Source organism: Citrobacter sp. MGH110, from assembly GCF_001037515.1.
Classification (GTDB): Bacteria; Pseudomonadota; Gammaproteobacteria; order Enterobacterales; family Enterobacteriaceae; genus Citrobacter; species Citrobacter portucalensis.
This window is the reverse complement of the sequence record NZ_KQ089830.1, coordinates 3,127,614-3,149,444: the sequence shown is the minus strand read 5'-3', so window position 1 is coordinate 3,149,444 and position 21,831 is coordinate 3,127,614. Positions and strand designations below refer to the sequence as shown.

The following is a 21,831-nucleotide window of genomic DNA, read 5'->3' as shown; positions in this document are numbered from 1 at the left end:
GAAACCGAAATTATGCCGTAAGAGATTCACTAAGAATGTGACGCAAACGCGCCAATAATATTTCACGACGTTGATGATAGAATCCCCCAAAATCAACTAAGGTCTCAGGTAGTGAGTCGATTGCCTGTAAGTGAAGATGATTAGCACGGGCAGTTGGCTCCGGCCACATCATTTCGTACCATTCATGGGGTAACTTCTCACGCTTTTCATTGTTCTGGCTTCCTTCCAGCAATTGCAGGTTAGGTAGTCGGTTGGCCATGAGAATCCACGCTTCAGCTTGTGTTTCATCGGTCACCCCTACCTTTTTCAATTGGCTTTTGGTAAAGCGGGCTTTAGGGAATATGTGATCTACATGGAAGTGGCGTGAGAAGTCATGTCCCGGAAAGAGCAGAGATAGCAAGGCAAAAGTGCGGCGATTGCCATAGTCGAGTTCGGCCAAAGACTGTAATTCTTCTTCCTCAAAGCGCAAGCTTTTGCCGCGTTCTGTCATTGCGATGGAAATTTCTGCTAATGGAAACTCTTGCTGACCATGTTCCTTTATCTTGCTGCGCAAACTGGTAAGAAGTGTATCAAGACCACTTCCCCAAATACCGGATTGTTTGAGGATAGAGCGAATGAGCCAACCTCTGAGCCCCTGCCTATCAGCAGCATACTCGCTACGGGATAGGTAGCTGTTATCCAGATCTCGATGGTAGAGGTAATACGCTATGGGAAGTAGGGAACTGTCTGCTCCCAAGTTATAACTGTTGAAGCCGAAACTGCTGAGTAGATTGACTGCAAGAAGCAAAGCTTTCCGGATGCGTTCCCAATTATCTTCCAGCTTGCACATGTTCTCTTTGCTAAAGTTCTCGACTTTAAACCCAACGCTGCCGATATCACTCAGCATCAAACCTGCTTTGAGCACCAGGTCCTTGCTAAAGGAAAAGCCATTACCTATTTGGTTCATTTCATCTACTAGCTTGTGAATCTCATCACGTGCATCCAGCGTGCTCCATTGCGTTACGGCGATGGAGAGCAGTAGATCTGAATAGGAGAGTGTTGTTCCGCCACTATTCATACGGATAAAGATATTGAGAACCTTGGATAGCTCCTGGCCTTCTTCCAGGTAGTAGCTGATTAAAGGCTTATTGTGAATGATGTCATGAAAACGAGAAATCACTTTACCTGCTGCTGGTTTGCGTTCATCAGGCATTTTCATTTCCATGACTGACATCATTACGTCATAGGCATTCATACCGAGAATACGGGAGACTAAAAACCAATGGTGTTGGTCATCGTTGTGGCTTGCCTCATCCTCACTTAAGAACTCGAACTCATAACGAGTTCCGCTGTCAGGGTCTGTGCATTCAAAGAGGTTGAGATAGAGACGACGTTCGATAAAGGCGTCTGAACTGGACCACCATTTGCCCTGAGTTTTCCAGCTATAGGAACCACGCAACCCGATGTTTAGTGCAGTCATTCGCTGCTGGCCATCAAGTACCGCGATGCGATCATTTTCACCGATAATCTCTAGTTTTTTACAGTGGGCTTGATCACGCTGGTGGTAGTCACGCATAAAATCATAAAATTGATACTGACGCAGATTCTCAGTTTTAATTTTCCAAAACAGGAAGGTACCAAACGGGTAGCCTTGTAGTAGAGAATCAAACAGCTGGCAGATTTGATCTGGCCGCCAGACAAATTCTCTCTGGATTGCAGGCAAAATATATTCATGCTGTTCAACTTTGTTCAGCAGCGTTTCGATGGTGCCACCGGTTTGGTACATGTTTTATCTCTTCCCGTATGGTTATGTTCGAAGCACTCTTTCAACCCCTTTTGATGAGAAAAGGGGCTGAGCGTTTTACATCCTTACTTTAGGGTGTAACATTATTTGATTCGCACTCGTTTACCTTGACCTATTGCCTGTTGCAAACGGCTGCGAAGGGTCGCGAGATAGGTGTCGATATCTTGCTCCGTTTCTATAAAGATGTGGCTGGCACCGAGCAATTCAGCGGGTGAAACCAGTTCGATAGGTTTAGGTATTGGTTTGTGGCTAACCACTGTTGCAGCAGAGTTATTCGCAATAGTAGTTGGCGAGCCTGATGGATCCCATTCTCGCAAAGTACCCGCATCGCTATTAGGCGGTTCAGCCGCTTTTTTCCGTGCTGCGGCTTGCTCCGCTTCCAGACGAGCTTGAAGTTCGGCGCTGTAGCGGTTGATCAGTTCTAAGACTTTATCTTCTTCATCATCAGCCTCTTGTTGCAGGCTAACAATCTCATGTAAGGATAAGCTGTTACTGACCCGCTCTTTTAACAGGTTAAAGGGACGCATTGCCTGGTTTTGTAACTCAGCTGGTAAGTCAGCAACCAGTGGTGCAATACCTTGCTGGGTCGCATTGATCGCCTCCAAAGCTGCGGTACGTTTCTGTTCCACCAGTTGCAGGTTAATGGCGATGAGTTGATCAATTAACGATCCCACTTGGCGCAGTTTGCTATACGGAGATTTATCATCGTAGATAGCCTGCAGTGCTGCTAATGCTTTAGCTGCTTCTGGGTTTTGCTCTAGTGCATGGCGATTGGATTTGAATTGCTCATTGAGGGCGCGACGCAACTGTTGCCAGATATCAAACTGACGAGTGAAAAACTCCTCGACTTCTTCAAAATCTTCGGCAAAATCCTGCCATTCTTTACTTTGCTGGCAGAGTCCCTCGATCAGGGCATAACTGTTGTTACCCAGCTCAAGCAGGCTGGCGATCAATCGACTGCCGGTAAGCAGGGTGCTTTTACCCGGGCAATTCCCATCTTTAGCTTTAAAATCAAATCCTTGAATTAACCGCTGCCACTCGACTAGTGCGTCAAGAAGCTTATTCGCCAGCTCTTTTTCGTTGCTCTCGAAGGGTTTATTAAAAATATCTTTCGCCAGTTTAGCCGCTTTGACGACTTGCTGTTCTGTATGCTGACGTACTCGGCGAATACGCAGTGTGCTGTGGCTACGTACTGAGGTAAAATGTTCATAACTGCGTTTGAGGGGCAAATCGCCATTAGGTGTCGATAACGCAGCCTTACCAAGCAAGACCAGATGAGTAACCTGTAACATTACTTCGTCACGGTTCCAGCCGAAAGGACGCGCACTGAATCGCTCTAACAACTCTTTAAGGTAGACCGGCTGATTTTTTTCATCTGCTACATTTAAAAAGAGTTCAATCTCCTTTTTTGCAGCAGCATTGGGGTCTTGTTCACCGAGATTAACATTTAGCTGTGCTATGTCATCGGCAATGATCACCGACTTGAGCTCTTGCACTGGGTTGTTACCACAGCCTTGTAATAAAGAGAGCTTTTGGAATGAGTTTTCGATTATGTAGGTACAAGCTTCATCTAGCATATTGCTTACACTGGCCGATTTACTTTGGAGCTCATTACCGAGTGCGAAGATCTGCGCTTGTTTCACCAGCTCATCAAATAGCACTTTCAGGCGGCTACGACGCTGGGTGTTTTCGAGTGCTTTTTCTGCCAGCAATTTCTCTTGCTCAGGTCGTTTACCCCGAATCCCTGCCAGGAATTTCTCGGTCTTCAACCATGTATCAAATTCAGCCCAGACCCGCTTCTCACTCGACAGGCGTACCAGAATACAACCATTCCCTTCTTGGCTCAGTGCCTTGTAGGATTGTTCGTTATAACTTTCAAAATTGGCATCCAGTGGTGAAATGACTTTGAGGACCAGATCTGTTTGTTGACTGCCGTCTATCGAGTGGCCGTTACAAAAGCGAGTCAGAGGGTAATCCTGTTTGTTTACCGGGTAGCGATACTGACGGCGATTGCCCATCACCTCTTCAAACACCAACCGGGCCAGTTGTCGGTTCTCTTCAGTTGCTTCAACCTGAGTGTGTTTGATCTCCTGCTCGACTTCTTTTTCTTCGTTAGTCAGGAATACGTACTCATCGCCATTTCTGACAATCAATAGCTGGTTTTCAAGACGCTGTAGACTGGCTTCGATTCGGCTTTTTAGTGCTACTTTGTCAGTGTCTATTTCTTCAATAGAGAGAGTAACTAGATTATCAATAGTGGATTTGACTAGATCAACATAGCGGATCAAAAAAAGCGATTTAAGAATATTAATGTCGTAAGGATCGAGACTCGCTTTCTCGGCAGCTTGTTCGAAGATACGTTTAACGTTGGTATCGAGGAAAGACTCGATTGCCGGATAAAAGGCATGGAATGGCACGAGTACACCGATCTCTTTGTTCATCTGCTGGCGTGCGGCATTCTGGAATGCATCCAGCAGAGAACGTTCACCACGGGAGAGATGCTTACCGGTAGCTCCCACTTTGCGGATCGCTTCGAAGACCTTTTGTACTAGCAGATACTGATAGGGAATAAAAGGGTAGTGATCAACAAACTCGACATTATCACTGTAGTTAGCAAGCTCAGCTGTAGTGCTGGTATCAAAGGTCAACTGGTTGCGAAGAATGTCGCCTTTTTGACTGAACAATTCTGCCAGGCAATTTTTAGCGTCTTCACTTTTTTCGAGCAGACGTTTCTGTATTACCTCATTGGTATTGGACGAGGAGAGGGAGATCCTTGTGTGAAAACGCCCTTGGATCTTGGAGAAGTCCTGGCCTTTTTTAGCGCTAAGATCCCCTAGTACGGCATCGATATCTTCTTGTGAAGTTACGATCACCCAAGCTCTGCCCCCACAAGCGGTACCGATATTTTCTGTTATCGTCTGAAGTTTGAGCATCATCTGGGTGTTGTTGCCAATAAACTGTCCGACCTCATCTACCAGAAAGACCATGCGTTTACTGTCGCCAGATGGATCGCTGCGATCGAGATACTCCCGCACCCATTTACAGAAGTTGGCAATGTCGAGAGTAAACATGGATTCGAGATTTTCCATACTCTGCACTGATGAGGCATCTGACTGGCCGGTAGCATAGGCCCAGGCTTTTGCCATTTCATCACGACAGAAACCATAGGCATCACGCTGTTCTTCCCAGCTTGAGCCCGTGAGTTCAGCGAATTTTGCTTTGAATGGCTCGTATTGGCCACGGGAATCTAGCTCACGTTCCAGGTGTGCGATATGAGGATGGTCAGCGCAATATCCCAGGCGCTCATTGAAGACGCGTAAGAAAACTTTGAGAATGGCATCTTCTTTGTCTTCAGTATCTGCGCGGCTGTCGATATTAAAGAGAATTACTTCAGTATTGCGGTTAACTGCAGCATGGATGTCACCATAAAGAAGAGGATCGCTGATTTTCTCTTTGAAAAACTCGATGGCTGCTTTTGTCTGGCCATCGTTAATGGCTTTCTGGTTACCGAGCAGATAAGAGAGGATCTTTATAAAGTGAGATTTACCGGAACCGAAATAACCCGATACCCAAATCCCAATTTTACCCGCCACACTAGGATCATCTGGATGGCTGACACCAGGCAGGTAGGTCTCAAAAAAGTGACGAAGGTGGCGGTCAAGTTCACGGGTCACCACATACTCGTCAAGCTCAGTCCAGATGATTTGCTCATCCAGCTGTTCGGCTTTCACCACACCATTGATTGGGCGATCCAGTTGTTTGGTAAACAGCTCTCTTATCTGCATTAAAAATTCCGTCTCTATCATTTAGCGAGGCTCTTCTGCTCGCTATAACGTGATGACTCTTTCGCGGCCAAGTTAGTGGTTTGAATTCTCTCAAAAAACAAGCTACGGCAGCAGTATAAATTTCAGTACTTAGATGCGTGTGGCACCAGTTGGAAAGCTCGGTAGTAGTTGGCTGTTGCCACTTCTGCGCTGTCCAGATCAAAAGGATAAAGTTCGAGGCCGTTGTAACTGCCCGGGTAAAACAATACCAGTGGTATTGCCCCCATATGGGCATGTAATGCATTAAGCAAGCTATGACCACGTAGCAATGGCCAGCATTGGCCAAGACCTGATAGCAATACAAACTGAGGCGAGGCCGGAAGCACTTTATCTATCAGATGCCTTGCAATTCGACCTTGTTCAAGAGGCCCTTTAAGTGCTTTGGCTAACTCGTCGGTACCTTTTTTGATCTCCAGATCAAAAGCTTTATCCAGCAATTTACGATCTTGCAAAATTGCCAGTACCTCTTCGAACAGATTGAGATGAACAAAATTCAGCCCCTGCCGGGACAGGCGAGGCAAAGTCAATCTCAAATATTCCCGTACGGTTAGTTCAAACTGAGGTGGGTAATCAAAGATATAAAAACCGATCTCACCACCGAGCTCTTGGTTTTTCAGGAAGCCTTCACTTTTTAGCCGGTCTTCGATTTGTTCGAGACGAGCTGACAATTGCGGCTTACTGTCCAGTTTTGCTCTCATCTGACGGACTCCATCACATCGTAGACTTTTTGGCAGTCGAGACTACTTGCCCACTCTCTTATCTGGGGTTGTAGATAGACATTTTTCAACCTTCTACTGCGGCCTGATTCCAGATACCCGCTATCTGCGAGGATCTTAAATACGTTGTTGCCCATTTTCTGGATTGAGCTTTCGGAATATTGATCTAAGCCGATGATGGCACGTTGGCGGGATAGAATAAATTCCTGCCAGTCTTCGCTTCGCAGTGATTCGCGAAACATCTGCCGGGCATCAGACAGTGTTGTAGCCATGAAATCGGTCAGCACTGGGGATTGGCACATTGTCGCCATTAGCAACATTTGTCTGGCTGCATCATCAGGGGCCTTTAGTAGCTCACTCCAGAATGCCTCACCCATCGGTTGAATTCTTTTACGCAGGGTTGAAGCCATGCGTTTAACACTGTGCACTGAGGTCTTCTGCAGCACATTGTCATTTACAATAGCATTATGCCATTGATCATCATTTGGTGAGGATATCAGCAGCTCCGCGATGACTCTGCTCTCACGCAACATCAGGCTGCCACCAATGATGTCACCCAGATATTCTTTGGCGGTCATAATGGCTCCACGGTCAGGGTTTAAAAACTCCGTTATGATACGCGAAATTGGAGCATATGGCCTTATGACAAAACACATTTTGCCTTTGCTATCGACCAGCGTGATTTTTCCGCTTCAGAGGCGCAATATAAATTACCACGGATATTGCCGCACACTTGCAGGTGTAGCGATCATAAGGGGCTGTAAGGGCATCGCTCAGACCACCGTTACCGTCGAGAGCGAGAAAGGAATTGGCAAACATATTCTAGGCTCCAGCCAGCCAACACGCAGGCATAAGCCGTCCCTAAAGGGCAGGCAGAAGCCATGCGGTTGGAAGGTTTAAAGGTGTTGCGAGGTAAATAGCGGTGTGGTAGTCACACTATGAATTGCTGGCGTAAAAAACTACCTTACTCAGAAGTCACTCTTGCGTGGTCGCCCGGTTGCTGGTCGTTCAGGTACATCGTTGCAGCCGAACAGCAGCAGGCCATGTTTCTGCTGAATTTTGGTCATATACGCCAACACCTGTCGGATGTTGTCGATACTGTCTGGTTCGCTGTAACGCACCGGGATATTGATATTGGCTCTGTAATATTTTTTGTATTCACTACGATGGAAGCCCCCGTCACCTTCGGTAATTAACGTCCAGAACTCACGGGCCTTCTCAGCCCAGGGATAAACCTTCCGACTGCGGTTGCCATCTACCCAGAAGACTACGTGCGCATGGTAGTGATGGTCTTCTGTCCATTCGATAACCCAGAAATAACCCACGACTGCGCCCATTTGCATCATGTAATCCATGAGTAACCGAAGATCCCATTCAAGATGATTGTGGTTTTGCAGGTAGTACTTAGCGGTGTGATGCTGATAGAACAAGTCGATTCGGAGTGCCCGCAGGCAGGCATAGCGATCAACCATTTCGTCAATATGGATGTTCAGAAGAGATTCCAGATACCAGTCTGGCTCCCATTGCGGTTTGTTTTGCATAGAACAGATTCCTTCGTGCTGACAAAGATCAGCAGATGTGAGGAAGCCTCCGGAGGGGAGGCTATGACGCAGTATCTGACAGGGCTACTGAAAGATCTGGTAATGCTGGGATTAATCAGGGTGAAGGATTAAGAGGGAATGCCTATTAATAATACTAATAACCGATATTAATAATCACACTCACTAGTGCCTTCAGAAACCTTGTAGGGCAAGGCATCAGGCCTGATTCAGTGGCTCGGCTGTCGTCCGCCATGCAAAGCAGACGTACTCGTCCATCAGACTGGTCAGCGCAGAGTTTTCTGCCTGCCGGTCATTGACCCAGATATCCATCTCTTTATCTTTTTTGAATCTGAGATGGTCGGTCCAGTCATCCAGGCAATTACCCAGCATCAAATCGTACCAGCATAGCCAGACCAGCTTCAGACGCAGCTCGCTACCGCTGAACTGCCGAAACAAACTGATGAGTTTATTTGCCACAGGACGCTGTTTTAACCGCACGCACTCAGACAGCAGAATACCTTCCAGCATGGGATGGTGAGCCAGCAGATGTTCCTGAGTAAATAAACTGACGATCAGGTCATCATTAACAGTCAGTGGGGTTGCTGCTCTGCCATAAATAATCCGGTGCAGACACTGGGGAACAACAGCAATAACCTCTTCCTCTCCCGGAAACTTAAGGCTACCAACCATCAGGGTATGGTGATGATATATATTCTGGTGGCACATACCCGATCTGACCGTCAGCTTCGTAAAATCGGTCAGCCAGGTCTGGTAACATTTATAAAGTTCTTCGTAACGAGGCTTGTAATCTTTCATGTTCATATTCCTTCTGGCTTAAATGACAGACAGCAGAAAACCTCCGGATCAACCGGATAGTCATTATTCTGCTGAGGGTTTAGTCTGGTGGGAGGTTATTTACGGGACTGGTCGATTCGCTCCTGTAGCCAGTTTTCGACTTCGCTTTTTAACCATCGGGAACTTCGTCCCAGCTTGATTGGCTTGGGAAAGATTCCGTCCTTAATGAGCTTATAAATCCACTTATCTGTCATTTGCAGCAGACTGGTGATAAATGCCATGTCAACGAACTGGTCTTCGGTCAGTGAGGGGCGGGTAGTCATGATTTGTATCTCCGGTTAAGAAAGGTCAGCCGGATTAGTGATATTTAATTACGGTCACTGCTCCGGGGCATACCCATGGGGAGATACGTAAAAAAAAGCGGGTTATATTGACCTCTAGGGGGCAACCGGTTCTGAGATGTATTTCGACGCGCTCATGTGCATGACTGTCTTACATTCTTCTGTTACCTCATCTGTTGCAGACATCAATCGCTCAGGCAACCGTCATCCTTCCTCTTTTGTCTTCATGGGAATATAGTCACCGGACTCCCTGTCCTTTGAAAAAGCCCTTCTTACTTTCCCGAAGGTCAGTGAGCAGCTTATCCTCTTGTTTTACATCGAAAACTAGCTAATCCCGCATCACTACACATTACATAAAACATAACTTTCACTAGACTTTTTATTACGCAGATATTGACGCAGAAAGCAACGCATTTGACTACGCATTACACACGCATTAACCTACGTAGTGATACCCACTTTAAAATCAATGAAAATGTAATTATGAAAGAACAGCTGACGGACAGAACAGAAAGAGCGTGCCGGTTTTATATCGAATACATGAAGAAAAACATCGAAGGATACCGGGAGCGCACTCCGCTACTCCTCATAACTGATTATAAAAATCAGGAGGTTATGGATATGATCCTGAGAGACCTTAATAATGAATTTAAAAACACTCATGAGTACAATAAGTTCGTACGGGAAATGAAAAATGGATTATTTTCCAGTATCATCCCGGAGACAAATTTTGAATGGATAAAGGACTATAGCTCCGCTTATTTTGCATGGAATATACTTTCAACCATGGGCCCTAAGGAAATTAATCCACTAGAGGTTGATTTTTACCGTCAACGGCCTCCGGTCATTCAGCATAACTTATTGCCTGTTATTCCGGAAACGTATAAGGATGCCCTTTCAGTACTCTACACCTGTTTTGATAGCTGGGATGTCGATTTATTCTTTAAGATCAAAACACTCTCATCATTAAAAAATATCTGGATTCAGCGAAATCGAGAGTTACCAGAACCATTTAAATGGATTGACCTTAAAAACCATAAACAATGTGCATGGGCATTTAAATATGTTATGGAGCATATCAAACCCGATTACATGCCTTCATTTATGACTGAAATCAGACAACAACAAGTGATTACTTTTCTCACGGCAGTATTGTATTCCTGGCCTGCTCACCCTGACACTCGGCGTCTGATGATTCAACGGATGAAAAAAACATACAACCAGAATTTGTTCCGGGAAAACATTGCTGACAAAAAAGTGATTAACACTTATGTCCAGAAGGACATTAAAGAAAAGCTCGATATGCTGGCAAAGAAAAATGGTCGAAAAATTAACGAAGAACTGGAAGTTATCATTATGAATGCCTGGCACGATGCCAGATATGCAGAAGATAAATAGCATTCACTCCAAATAATTTCAGACAGATATTATCTCCGTGAATCCCCCGCATCCTTTACCGGATCGCGGGTCTTTTTATTTTTCGCGCTGAGATCTCCTTATGCAAAAATCTGACGGCCTTCTGGCCATTGAGAAGCCTCTGGCTTCACTGCCCCATACTCTTCGCAGTCTAATTCTTAAACGCCTTCGTAGTCTCACACAGTACGAGCCGGTTATTGGCATTATGGGCAAAAGTGGGGCAGGCAAATCGTCTCTCTGCAATGCCCTGTTCCAGGGAGAAGTCACGTCGGTCAGCGATGTGGAGGCCTGCACCCGCGATGTGCTGCGCTTCAGGCTCCGCAATGGCAATCACAGCCTGATGATTGTTGATTTACCTGGTGTGGGTGAAAGCGAGCAACGCGATGAAGAATACACTGCACTGTATCGCCGCATCCTACCCGAACTGGATTTAGTGTTATGGGTCATCAAGGCTGATGATCGGGCACTGTCAGTGGATGAACACTTCTATCGCAAGGTGATGCTGGCGTATCAGTACCGGGTTTTGTTCGTGGTTAATCAGGTCGACAAGGCCGAACCCTGTCATGAATGGTGTACCACCGATAGCACGCCTTCACCTGCTCAGCAGTTAACGATTGAGACTAAGAGAATCGCGATGCAGCAGTTGTTCCTACCGCACCATCCTGTCTGTGTGGTGTCAGCCCGCACAGGGTGGGGCGTGGAAACCCTTGTCGATACTATGATGCATAGCCTGCCTGACCGGGCCACCAGTCCACTGACAACACAACTGCATGGAAGGCTCTGCACCGAGCCGGTAAAAAAGCAGGCACGCGAGCGGTTTGGTAATGCCGTAGATGAAATGATTGGCACTGTGGAGTCATCATCTTTTCTGCCAGAGCCTGTAAGGGCTGTGATTCGAACCGTACGGGAAGCAGTGGTGACTGTTGCCCGTGCCGTCTGGGACTGGATTTTCTTCTGACAAACCGCTTATGGCGGACACTCCCTGTCCTTGCTGCGCTCAATTAATGAGCAACCAACTCATCGATTAGGCGCAAAGCCGCGTCATGGCTGAAATCCACATACTGAAAAAATACGCCTTCCCATGTCCATACCCTGTCCGACCCCTTCGTTACACTAATCACTTAATTTTCAGCCTGTTAACAGGATGGAGAGAATCTAATGTCCCAGACTGAGCGTCGCCATGAGCGGCTGGCGGTTCGGCTGTCCCTCATTATCAGCCGCCTTGTTGCTGGCGAAACACTGGATATGGGCCTTCTTGCCGCAGAGTTTGGTGTATCGCTCCTTACCCTCCGCCGGGATTTTCGTGAGCGACTGATGTACCTGGACCTGGAATATCGCGACGGCACCTGTCGTCTGCTTTCAGGTAGCCATCAGCGCGAACTGGCGGTGCTGACTTTTGCTCGTCAGTCAGGTGTGGAGGCCTTGTTTCCTGACATGGATAACCACATGGTCAGCTCACTGCTGAGTGGGCCCGGTGAGTCTCCGTGCCTCATATGGGCAGAATCGGAGTCATTGTCGCCGCCCAGGCCAGGCATATTTACACGCCTTGTCAGGGCTATATCAGAGCATCGTCGCGTGACGCTGCTGGCTGAAGGTTGTCGTTGCTCAGGGCTTGCACCATACCGCCTCGTACTCTGCGGCGGGCACTGGTATCTGACTGGCGAGCATCATCATCGCGTGGCAGTGTTTCCGCTGAACGATATCCATGCGGTTACCTTGCACCCGGAACTGTTCGTGCCCGACCTTCAGATTCGTAACGTTCTCGCCGAACCGGAATTACTCAGAGCCCTTCCCCATTTTCACGTTTTTCACTCACTGCTCGCCAGAACTGGCGACGGTCTTTTACCTCATAAGGAATCATGATGAAGAAATTACTGATTACAACGGCACTGGCCGTTAGTCTCTGCGCTGGCGCTACCTTTCCGACGTCTGCCGAAACTGTCGTGGGTACCGTCAAATTCTGGCAGTACATGCAGGCGGATGGCTGGAAATCGGCCGATGGCATGGATAACGACACGCTAAACAATACGCTCTATCAGGCCAGTGTGATTGGCAATTATCCCTGGACCAGGCAATTCCTGCTGCGTCAGCGGGGTGGTGGTGCTTATTTTCTCGCCGATAAGAAAACGCATACTGTGCGCAAGCTGAATTTGAAACCTGCCAGCGGTTATTACTCCGACCTGACATCGGTCTATCAGGGCGAAGACCAGGGGAAAGGGTGTTACTTCACTATCATCGACACCCAGTATCAGCTGGAGCTGGCTGACGAACCTCACAGCAACCAGGTACTTGCTGCATTCCCGGAAAACTGTGTCAACAAACAGCAGCAGGCTGCCCTGGCGGCGAAGCGTTCTGCATCAGAGCAGAAACTGCAGCATTGGGTAGCCCAACAGAGTCTGGCAGAGTTGTGCCGACGCACCGGCAATTGCTAAAGCAAAGGAACGGACGATTAATAAGGAATCTGCACCATGAAGAAATTGTATCGACCTGTTCTCACCGCTTTGTTGGTTATCGGTGCCATGGGGGTTTCTGGCTGCGACCGCAAGGAAGATGCGGGTGTGAAAACGATAGCCAGTTTTAAGGACCTGACTCCGCCACCGTTCAGCAAGGTTGTCTCGCATAAATCCGATATTGCCCAGGAATGGGTAAAGAAGGATGCTTTCGGCACACCGCAATATACGGTGATGAAAACCAACCAGTCGCCGGAAGGCTGTGAGTCAGGCAATTATTACTACATTGCGGATATGCAGCAGAAAACGGTGCAGCCTCTGATTGCTGCCCTGTGTCTTGCGGACAATATCACCCTGAGCTTCCGGATTGAAACCGACAGCTACACGGGTGAAAAATCGGTGGTGTATTCGCACGATGGCAAGGAAATGGGGAAACTCTATCTGCCGGAGAATCAGGAGAAAAATCCATGAAGAAGCTGAAAGGCGTTATCTCAGTTTTCGCTCTGAGCCTTTGTCTGCTTTCACCGGCTCAGGCCGAAGAACAGCGTTACATGAGTATCCGCAACACAGACATGGTCTGGGTGCCGGGCAATGTCTGCGTGTGGCAGTTTCGTCTGGATAACGGCGGAAGTGGTGAGGGGTTCGGGCCTCTGACGCTCTCCCTACGTCTGAAAGATAAAGGGGGGAACACGCTGGCCATGGGAAATATGGCAGTGGCTGCATTTGGCGACAGCGATGCCACTCGCTCTCAGGAAGCCTCGCTGGAGAACGAATGCGTGGAAAACGTTAGCTCCGTCGAAATCATGAAGGCAACAGAAGAGCGTAATGGTTACCAGATTGACCTGCCACTTTCCGTTTTCGACCCGCAGTACTACCAACCGCTGCAAGTCACGGTTGTCGGAGGTAAGGCGTCTTAGCCAATTCTTTACCCGTTTGATTCAGCCCCTGTCGCTTATGCCACAGGGGCTTTTTGTTTTAAGGGGCCTGTATGCCTGAACTACCAGAGGGACCGTTTTCGCGCCAGCAGGCAGAGGCGGTTGCGGCTCAATATTCCAACATTGCTATAGAGGACGACCAGGGTACCCATTTCCGTCTGGTTATCCGTCATGAGCGTTGCATGGTCTGGCGAGCCTGGAACTTTGAACCGGATGGCGGTTACTGGCTGAACCGGTATATAGCTCGTTATGGCATCCGCAAATTCCCTGAATAACCATCATCAGAGCATCACCGTTATAAGCAAAGTCAGGCCACACCTCCTTCCGGAAGTGTGGCCTTTTGTATTTTTACCCACTACATAAGGAGTTATCCATGCGATTAGCCAGCCGCTTTGGCCGTATAAACCAGATACGCCGTGACCGGCCTCTGACCCACGAAGAGCTGATGAGTTATGTCCCCAGCGTGTTCGGGAGCGATAAGCATGAGTCTCGTTCAGACCGTTATACCTATATCCCGACTATCACCATCCTCGAAAGCCTGCAGCGTGAAGGCTTTGAGCCATTCTTTGCCTGCCAGACGAAGGTTCGCGACCAGAGCAAGCGGGAGCACACCAAACACATGCTTCGCCTGCGTCGTGCCGGACAACTGACCGGACATCAGGTGCCGGAAATCATTCTACTTAACAGCCATGACGGCTCATCAAGCTACCAGATGCTGCCGGGCCTGTTTCGTGGCGTCTGTACCAACGGTCTGGTCTGCGGACAGTCATTTGGCGAAGTGCGGGTACCGCATAAAGGGAATGTTGTCGAGAAGGTGATTGAAGGGGCTTACGAAGTGCTCGGGGTCTTTGACCGGGTGGATGAGAAACGCGATGCAATGCAGTCTCTGGCGCTACCTGTACCCGCCCGTCACGCACTGGCGAATGCTGCACTGAAGTATCGATTTGGTGAGGACCACCAGCCGGTCACGGTATCGCAGTTGCTGACTCCGCGTCGTCGGGAGGACTACAGCGATGACCTGTGGACCGTTTACCAGCGCGTGCAGGAGAACCTGATGAAAGGTGGTCTGTCAGGGCGAACCGCTCAGGGGAAAAGCAGCCGCACCCGTGCCGTTACTGGCATCGCTGGCGATGTGAAGCTCAATCGCGCCCTGTGGGTTATGGCAGAAAACATGCTCGAGTTTTTCGGGCGTTAAACAACCGCTCCGGTATAAGGAGATAGTTTAATGAATACACAAAACTTTGAGTTCGCTGAGCAGGCAGCAATTACTGCCTCGGTGGTCCCTGACGAGTTACGCATCGGCTTCTGGCCGCAGTACTTTGGCACCATCCCACAATGGATAACCCTTGAGCCCTGTATCTTTGGCTGGATGGGCCGTCTGTGTGCCGATTACCACGGTGGTATCTGGAACTTTTCGACGCTCAGCAACGGCGGCGCTTTTATGGCTCCTGAGTCAGAGCACGATGAGAAGTGGGCATTGTTCAACAGTATGAACGGCAACGGCGCGGAACTTACTGGTGAAGCGGCAGGGATAGTCGCCTGTCTGATGGCTTACAGCCACCACGCCTGTCGTACCGAATGTGACGCGATGACTGAGCACTATTATCGCTTACGCGACTACGTGCTAAACCATCCGGAATGCAGCGCCATTATGCATCTAATCGACTGAGGAATACCTGACATGAATATCGCATTATCCCCGGTATCATCACAGCCTGAACTTTTTCCGCTGGCGGTTATGGCTCAACATGATTACCTGCTTACCGCGACATCCGGATTAACACCCTATGCTCAACGGACCATCCGACGCGCTACCAATCTGCTGGATAAATATCTGCGCCAGCCCGGTATATCCTTTACCTCAAGTACTGCTGCCCGTGACTGGCTTCGGTTACAGCTGGCAGGACAAGAACGGGAAGTGTTTATGGTGCTCTATCTCGATAACCAGCATCGTTTACTGGAGAGTGAAACGCTATTTGCCGGTTCGATTAACCATGTGCAGGTCCATCCCCGTGAGGTAGTGAAATCAGCGCTTCGCTTCAATGCTGCGGCCGTTGTGTTGGCGCATAACCATCCATCAGGTGACCCGGAGCCCAGCCAATGCGATCGCAACATTACCGGTAGGCTTAAAGAAGCCCTGGCACTGGTTGATGTGAACACGCTCGATCATCTGGTTATTGGATCAGATGGCATTGTGTCGTTTGCTGAGCGAGGCTGGATATGAGAGTACTTCAATGAAATCAACTGATTCAGAGAACGATTCATTTCTCAAGTGGGGTCTGAATCGTAATGTGACACCTTGCTTTGGCGCTCGTCTGGTACAGGAGGGAAACCGACTGCACTATCTGGCTGACCGGGCCAGTATCACCGGTAAGTTCAGCGAAGCAGAATGTCTTAAGCTGGATGCGGCACTCCCGCATTTTATCAGCCAGATGGAATCGATGCTGACTACTGGTGAAATGAATCCTCGCCATGCCCACTGTGTCACCCTGTACCACAATGGTTTCACCTGCGAAGCCGATACCCTTGGCAGTTGCGGCTACGTATACATCGCCGTTTACCCCACTCATCGTTAACTACTTTCACAAGAGCAAATATGAAAACTCTACCTGCAACAAATCCGCAGGCGGCGACGCTATGTCTGTCGCCCGTGGTAGTCTGGCAAATGCTGCTTGCACACCTGATGGAACAACATTATGGCCTGACACTCAACGACACACCATTCAGTGATGAAACGGTAATTCAGGAACATATCGATGCCGGTATATCTTTGGCCGATGCCGTTAATTTCCTAGTGGAAAAGTATGAGCTGGTTCGTATTGATCGTAGGGGATTCAACTGGGAAGAACAGTCCCCATATCTGCGGGCAGTCGATATTCTGCGGGCGCGGCAGGCAACTGGTTTATTGAAAAGAAATCGTATTAGCGCGGCACAGTGAACATTGGGAATAGCCTTCCTGATTCACACTGCAGCTTTCCTTACTTATTTACTCATTCCAAAAAGCACCTGCCGATGCTGGTTGGTGCTTTTACTTATATGGAAGAAATATCATGCAAATAGAAGCTGTAATTTTAACTGGGCACATCACCACAAGTACAATCCGGGAATGCTGGGTCATCGTTGTTGATGGTTTTGACGCATGCGGCGAACAAGCTTATGATCCAGCTTAATTTCTTTTCCTCATGAAGGGACGGGTATGGGCAATAGAATGTGGATGATCCGCGGTGACGGTGGCAAGCTCTATGACGATTTTCGCGATAAGCAAATTGTAGGCATCGGTTGGTCTCAGCTGGCTCCATTAGTCAAACCCGGCCTGTCCCGAGCCCAGTTACTCGCCTTATACCAGGAGGCAGATCCCTTAACAAAGCTGGGAACAGCACGTTCTGGTGCATCGCAGGTCTGGCGTTTTGTGAATGAGATCCAAAAGGGTGATTGGGTTATTACCTATTCGCCAGCCAACCGTACTTATTTGCTAGGCAAAGTCACATCCGACTTCCAATATCATCCTGAATGGGTGGAAGAGGGGATGGGGATCGCTCGGCAGGTTAAATGGAATACTCAAGAAATCGACCGCGATAGACTGTCTGTCGCTACCAAAAACACATTGGGTTCTACGCTGACGGTTTTCCAGCTTCCAGAATATGCGCTAGAAGAGCTTTTGCAGGATAAGAAACCCACTGCAGATGTAATTACTCAGAATCCAATTGCGATGGATGAAGATGAGGTTGTTTCTGATCCGCTTCGCGATATGGAAATGCTGGCGTTTGAGGGTATCAAAGATCGTATCAACTCTCTTGACTGGGATGAGATGCAAAATCTTGTTGCCGGAGTTTTACGCAGTATGGGCTATAAAACGCAGGTCTCACCTGCGGGAGCCGATCGGGGTAAAGACATCATTGCTTCACCTGATGGGTTCGGTTTTGAAAATCCGCGTATCATCGTTGAAGTAAAGCACCGCAGGGAACAGATGGGAAGCCAACAGATACGCAGCTTTATCGGCGGTCGCCATAAAGACGATCGCGGGCTTTATGTTAGTACAGGGGGGGTTACGAAAGATGCTCGATATGAAGCCGACCGTTCGACAATACCACTGACGCTCTGGACACTTGATGATCTCGTCCGTGCTCTTATTGAGAACTATGAGCAAGTCGATATCGAAACCAAACTTTTGGTTCCTCTGAAGAAAACTTTCCTACCTGCCTGAATCTTGCTTTGATAGCCATATCGGTGTTCTACTGATATGGCTTTGTACCCATTTGCAATGTCTATTTTTTGTACGGATTTTAACTTGTGGGTATAAGTGCGGGTATAACTATTTATCCCTGTTTATAAACTACATTGATATCAGTCTATTGGGTGTGAAATTCGAGTCCGGCCTTCGCACCAATAATGCAAGATTAAGCTACCTAAGGGTGGTTTTTTTTGTGTCATTTTTTCCGAATCATATACTCAGCTTATATATCCCTCTGACAAAGCAACAAATCATAGGTGCTTCATCCTGTTGAATTAATTACACTAATTAAGTATGTTTAATTTATTGATTCTGAAGTGTATTAAATTTACAGGTCTATTTTTATTGTGACTAACTTCGCGTTTTAAAATGCTAATAGATGATCATCTTTGTGAGGGGTAATATTATTATCTGTTTTGCTAGCTATTTTTATGAATTATTCCTGTCGGATCAGTCTGTTTACGCAGTCAATTTGCAAGGAGCATGCTTTGAATCAGTCAGAATACACGTCGATCCTAAAATGTACCCCGTGGCTAGATAAATTCCTCGCTCGTAGAGGATTGAAGCAACCAGATCATCGCCCGTTATATGAATATCACGCAACGTGTGATGAATATGATGAATTGAAACGGCTGTTGCGAGCTATAGGGCTACCCGATGGTTACAAAAGTGATAAAGGGTATGCAGCCTGCTTCACTTTGTTCTGCTCTGAGTGGTACAGAAGGGATTACGAGCGAGATTGTGGATGGACGTGGGAACCTATTTATAAAACTCTTGGTATATTGCTACCTTCTTCTGAAATGGGGAATATAATCCCTAAAGGTCTGGATGGGTACTGGGGACGCCCAGTGCGGTTCTATGATACTGAAAGGCGGAATTTTTTAGGGTCCTTATTCAGTGAAGGCGGTTTACCTTTCAGGTTGCTGAAGGAATCTGATAGCCGTTTTCAGTCAATGTTTTCTCTCATTTTAAACCAATACGATCAGGCTAAATCCTCTAACATTTCCACGTACGCGTTGGTTCATGCAGCGGTAGAAAAATCATCCCTGCCAGTCGTTTTCAAAGAGGATACTTCAGTTGAACTTATTAGTCGAATGGCTGAACAGTTAGTATCTCTTGTTCAAATTTATGATTTGAGTAATCATACCGAACCCGTAAAAGAACTTGAGCGTGTTCATCCAAAGTGGCGGGACAGTTTCCCTGTTCCTCTAGAGGATGATACGGGTACTAGTTTCCTTAATGGACTTTTACGAACAGCTTCTACTGAATCAAAACCCCGCATTCAAAAGAATAAAACCACTCTCTTTCAGTTTTTATGGTCAGAAAATAACCCTGAAGCCGTCCAGGCTATTATTTCTCTGCCTGAGGAGCTGAGCTTTTCAATTGATAGTGAGCCTTCAACAACGCGCTTCGAGCTTGCTATCTATGAAGATGGTAACGAAATCGCAAGTCTGGGACCTGCTTACGCCACGTTAAGTAACTCCCAGGCAAAAATAAGAGTTCGTAAGCGCGAGATTAAATTTTGCCGAAGAAATCCCGCAGTAAGTTTGTTTATTGTGGCGAGAGCTGGGGGAATGTTTGTCGGCTCCAATCTTTTAGAAGGTAGTGAAGTTGCCGTTGGCGATGTTCCATTGGTTTTTGTTTCTGATAAAAGTGAATGGCTGTTACAGGGACAAGCCTCTTGCAGCGTGCGTGGCAGTCATGTGCTTATCGTACTACCAAAGGATGGCTGTCTGGCTTCGGAACATGAGGATTGTGACTCTAGCTTTTCGGCTTTGGGCTGCCGAACTCTGACTATCAAAGGTCGGCAGGATATCATTATTGAAGGCGACGAAACGTACCGGATAAAGACAGGAAGAGAGCAGATTATCCAGACTGGATTTTCTTTCCAGGGAAAGCGATTGAATTGGACAAGCTACCCGGATGAAGTCTTCCTTGGTATTCCCGGAATTACCAAAAATCCTGAGAATCTCTCAAAGCATCATTATAAACGCTTTTTCAACGGTACGTTTATAGATGATTGCGATGTGCAAGAGAGAATGGGAGCACAGTTTATTTCGGTGCGTAACGAAAGTAATGAAACTTTACTGCGTAAGAAAATAGGTATTCTCCCCAATGATTTTAGCCTGGAAATAAAAAACGGAGAACAGGCAAACGAAGGTTCGGTCATTATTACTACTCAGCATCCTTGTTTGTATCGTTTGAAGGAAAAAACACTTGAAGTTGGACGGGAGCGGTTGCCTGGTAGTACAGAAATAATGATGAAGGCGGAGGGGATACCTCCTGCATCGATTTCATTACAAATAACGCCAAACCTCACTGCGGACCCAATTGTTATTTGGTTACCATTTCCTGCACGAGGCTGTCTTGCGTTCGATAAAGACGAGAAGCCTCTACCTAAAAATTTAACGATTAACGATCTTCTGGGAGCCAGAGCATACCTTTTCGGAAAAAATGGAGAGCCTACGCGATACCAGCTTGAACTACGTTTACATTCCCGTAGTGGAATGCAGGCTTGGTATGAGTGGCACTATAGTGCGGGAGAAAGTCCGGTAGAGCTTACGTTATACAGCTTAAGGGAACATATTGATAATTTACTCTCACTGGAAGAGGGAATTGATCAAATAGTTGATATGCGTATAGAAGGAGGTGGTAGTTCTTTTACCTGGCAGATTCGACGTTACAAATATAGTCTGGACTATGATCGGGAAAGGCAGATTCTTTTCGCAAACTCAATAAGTAATCGTACAGGACAGATCCCTTCGCCCGTAATTATGTTACTCAGCGAACCGGAGAGAAAACCCATACCGCTGATGTCAAGAATGAGCGAAGGTGTACCGGTTGGGGAATTCGAATTAAGTTCGACAATACAAAATAATGGCCCATGGCTGGTGTTGCCAAAACAAGGTGAAGAAGCTTCATTTCGGCCATGCTACATTGCTGGCGAGTCGGTGATTCAAAGCGACACGACAACAATACAGTCCTTGCAAAAAGCAACGCAGCTTTTTAATCCCCGGTCGGATGTAAATACAATTACGTTAGTTCTGGAACAAATGGCGAACGACCCTGCACATTCAGGCTGGCAGTTTTTACGCAATTTATACGATCAGTTTGGATATTTACCTTTGGCTACCTTTGAAGTATGGCGGGCGCTTGTTCAGCATCCGCAAGCGTTGGCGATGTCGCTATTCAAATTTGAAATGTCCATTGATTATCTCAGCCGTATTGAAAGCGAGTTTCCTGTTTTCTGGGAGTTTTTACCTATTACAGAAGTTAAACGTGCCGCCACACATTTTCGTACTTTTTTGACTCATAAAGGTGCGCCTGGGGAAATGCAGATAAAGTTGCTGGACAGAATGTATCAGCAGCTGGGCACAGTGTTCCCGACTTATGCCAGTGAGGTGAAATTATGGTTGAGTCAAGGGAAATTACCACCGGTTTTTCCGGAGTTTGTGATGAAAGGTATTATCCAAGGGTGGTATCAGGAACTTCTACGCGAACATGGTGAATCTCGCTGGCCAGAATTTGGTGGTCCGGGCCTTTTCCGTTGGTATATGTCGCAACAAAATCCGGTTATCGATATTTCACCTGATGCCAGTTACCGATATTCCGTTACCTTGCTCCCCGTATTTGCTGCTGCTGTTGCAAGCGGAAAAACAACATTTGGCAGTGTTTTTGAAAATAAGCCCGGTGCCGTATTTTTTTTGAGGCAGGTTAGAGATTTCGACTCACGATGGTTTAACGCCATTTTCCAGTACTGCTTATTGTGTAATGTTACCGAAAAATAAAAAAGGGATAA

Annotated in this window: 21 protein-coding genes and 1 pseudogene; 14 read left to right on the top strand and 8 right to left on the bottom strand. The window is 47.3% G+C overall.

What is annotated here, in order from left to right:
* Positions 1-10 precede the first annotated feature (10 nt).
* The 8 genes and pseudogenes from SK38_RS14785 to SK38_RS14755 all read right to left on the bottom strand — a co-directional run bounded on the left by SK38_RS14785 (position 11) and on the right by SK38_RS14755 (position 8,982).
* Positions 11-1,765: a DUF262 domain-containing protein gene (locus SK38_RS14785; RefSeq protein WP_048236248.1), complete on the bottom strand. Its 1,755-nt coding sequence runs from the start codon at positions 1,763-1,765 to the stop codon at positions 11-13.
* A gap of 101 nt (positions 1,766-1,866) precedes the next feature.
* A complete protein-coding gene (brxC, locus tag SK38_RS14780) occupies positions 1,867-5,589 on the bottom strand; it encodes a BREX system P-loop protein BrxC (RefSeq protein WP_231587318.1) in 3,723 nt (1,240 codons plus the stop codon).
* Between the two features lie 101 nt (positions 5,590-5,690).
* Positions 5,691-6,305 carry a DUF1788 domain-containing protein gene (locus SK38_RS14775; protein ID WP_053069343.1) on the bottom strand — a complete coding sequence of 205 codons (615 nt, stop codon included), beginning with the start codon at positions 6,303-6,305 and terminating at the stop codon, positions 5,691-5,693.
* Positions 6,302-6,901 (bottom strand): DUF1819 family protein, encoded by a 600-nt coding sequence (locus SK38_RS14770; RefSeq protein WP_048236245.1) that lies wholly within the window; start codon positions 6,899-6,901, stop codon positions 6,302-6,304. Before SK38_RS14770 ends, SK38_RS14775 begins: the two co-directional genes overlap by 4 nt.
* A gap of 157 nt (positions 6,902-7,058) precedes the next feature.
* Positions 7,059-7,142 (bottom strand): annotated as a pseudogene (locus tag SK38_RS25415) (putative zinc ribbon protein); the annotation flags it as partial.
* A gap of 149 nt (positions 7,143-7,291) precedes the next feature.
* On the bottom strand, positions 7,292-7,864 hold the full coding sequence (locus SK38_RS14765) for an inovirus-type Gp2 protein (protein ID WP_048236243.1): 573 nt from the start codon (positions 7,862-7,864) through the stop codon (positions 7,292-7,294).
* A 216-nt stretch (positions 7,865-8,080) separates the two neighbouring features.
* Complete coding sequence (locus SK38_RS14760; protein WP_048236241.1) at positions 8,081-8,680, bottom strand: hypothetical protein; 600 nt, start codon at positions 8,678-8,680, stop codon at positions 8,081-8,083.
* 95 nt (positions 8,681-8,775) lie between these two features.
* Entirely contained in the window at positions 8,776-8,982 is a 207-nt protein-coding gene (locus SK38_RS14755) for a helix-turn-helix transcriptional regulator (protein ID WP_004108780.1), read from the bottom strand.
* A 501-nt stretch (positions 8,983-9,483) separates the two neighbouring features.
* Between SK38_RS14755 and SK38_RS14750 the strand changes: the two genes are divergently transcribed.
* The 14 genes from SK38_RS14750 (at position 9,484) to SK38_RS14685 (ending at position 21,820) form a co-directional block, all read left to right on the top strand.
* Complete coding sequence (locus tag SK38_RS14750) at positions 9,484-10,398, top strand: hypothetical protein (RefSeq protein ID WP_231587317.1); 915 nt, start codon at positions 9,484-9,486, stop codon at positions 10,396-10,398.
* Between the two features lie 100 nt (positions 10,399-10,498).
* On the top strand, positions 10,499-11,374 hold the full coding sequence (locus tag SK38_RS14745) for a GTPase family protein (RefSeq protein WP_048236239.1): 876 nt from the start codon (positions 10,499-10,501) through the stop codon (positions 11,372-11,374).
* Between the two features lie 200 nt (positions 11,375-11,574).
* Positions 11,575-12,279: a WYL domain-containing protein gene (locus SK38_RS14740; protein WP_048236238.1), complete on the top strand. Its 705-nt coding sequence runs from the start codon at positions 11,575-11,577 to the stop codon at positions 12,277-12,279.
* On the top strand, positions 12,279-12,848 hold the full coding sequence (locus tag SK38_RS14735; RefSeq protein WP_048236235.1) for a hypothetical protein: 570 nt from the start codon (positions 12,279-12,281) through the stop codon (positions 12,846-12,848). Before SK38_RS14740 ends, SK38_RS14735 begins: the two co-directional genes overlap by 1 nt.
* Positions 12,849-12,884: 36 nt before the next feature.
* The gene (locus SK38_RS14730; RefSeq protein WP_048236233.1) at positions 12,885-13,337 is read left to right on the top strand and encodes a YfjS/YafY family lipoprotein; all 453 of its coding nucleotides are present in this window, start codon (positions 12,885-12,887) and stop codon (positions 13,335-13,337) included.
* The gene (locus SK38_RS14725; protein WP_048236230.1) at positions 13,334-13,783 is read left to right on the top strand and encodes an IrmA family protein; all 450 of its coding nucleotides are present in this window, start codon (positions 13,334-13,336) and stop codon (positions 13,781-13,783) included. Before SK38_RS14730 ends, SK38_RS14725 begins: the two co-directional genes overlap by 4 nt.
* Before the next feature lie 71 nt (positions 13,784-13,854).
* The gene (locus SK38_RS14720) at positions 13,855-14,076 is read left to right on the top strand and encodes a DUF905 domain-containing protein (RefSeq protein WP_048236229.1); all 222 of its coding nucleotides are present in this window, start codon (positions 13,855-13,857) and stop codon (positions 14,074-14,076) included.
* A gap of 98 nt (positions 14,077-14,174) precedes the next feature.
* Positions 14,175-14,996 carry a DUF932 domain-containing protein gene (locus tag SK38_RS14715; RefSeq protein WP_048236227.1) on the top strand — a complete coding sequence of 274 codons (822 nt, stop codon included), beginning with the start codon at positions 14,175-14,177 and terminating at the stop codon, positions 14,994-14,996.
* Positions 14,997-15,026: 30 nt separating this feature from the next.
* Entirely contained in the window at positions 15,027-15,470 is a 444-nt protein-coding gene (locus SK38_RS14710) for an antirestriction protein (protein ID WP_048236226.1), read from the top strand.
* Between the two features lie 12 nt (positions 15,471-15,482).
* Positions 15,483-16,025 carry a RadC family protein gene (gene radC / locus SK38_RS14705; protein ID WP_017880113.1) on the top strand — a complete coding sequence of 181 codons (543 nt, stop codon included), beginning with the start codon at positions 15,483-15,485 and terminating at the stop codon, positions 16,023-16,025.
* 10 nt (positions 16,026-16,035) lie between these two features.
* Positions 16,036-16,377: a type IV toxin-antitoxin system YeeU family antitoxin gene (locus SK38_RS14700; RefSeq protein ID WP_048236224.1), complete on the top strand. Its 342-nt coding sequence runs from the start codon at positions 16,036-16,038 to the stop codon at positions 16,375-16,377.
* Between the two features lie 20 nt (positions 16,378-16,397).
* Complete coding sequence (locus SK38_RS14695) at positions 16,398-16,739, top strand: TA system toxin CbtA family protein (RefSeq protein ID WP_048236222.1); 342 nt, start codon at positions 16,398-16,400, stop codon at positions 16,737-16,739.
* A 258-nt stretch (positions 16,740-16,997) separates the two neighbouring features.
* Positions 16,998-18,005 carry a restriction endonuclease gene (locus SK38_RS14690; protein WP_048236221.1) on the top strand — a complete coding sequence of 336 codons (1,008 nt, stop codon included), beginning with the start codon at positions 16,998-17,000 and terminating at the stop codon, positions 18,003-18,005.
* A 515-nt stretch (positions 18,006-18,520) separates the two neighbouring features.
* Complete coding sequence (locus tag SK38_RS14685; RefSeq protein ID WP_048236220.1) at positions 18,521-21,820, top strand: STY4851/ECs_5259 family protein; 3,300 nt, start codon at positions 18,521-18,523, stop codon at positions 21,818-21,820.
* Positions 21,821-21,831: the final 11 nt, after the last annotated feature.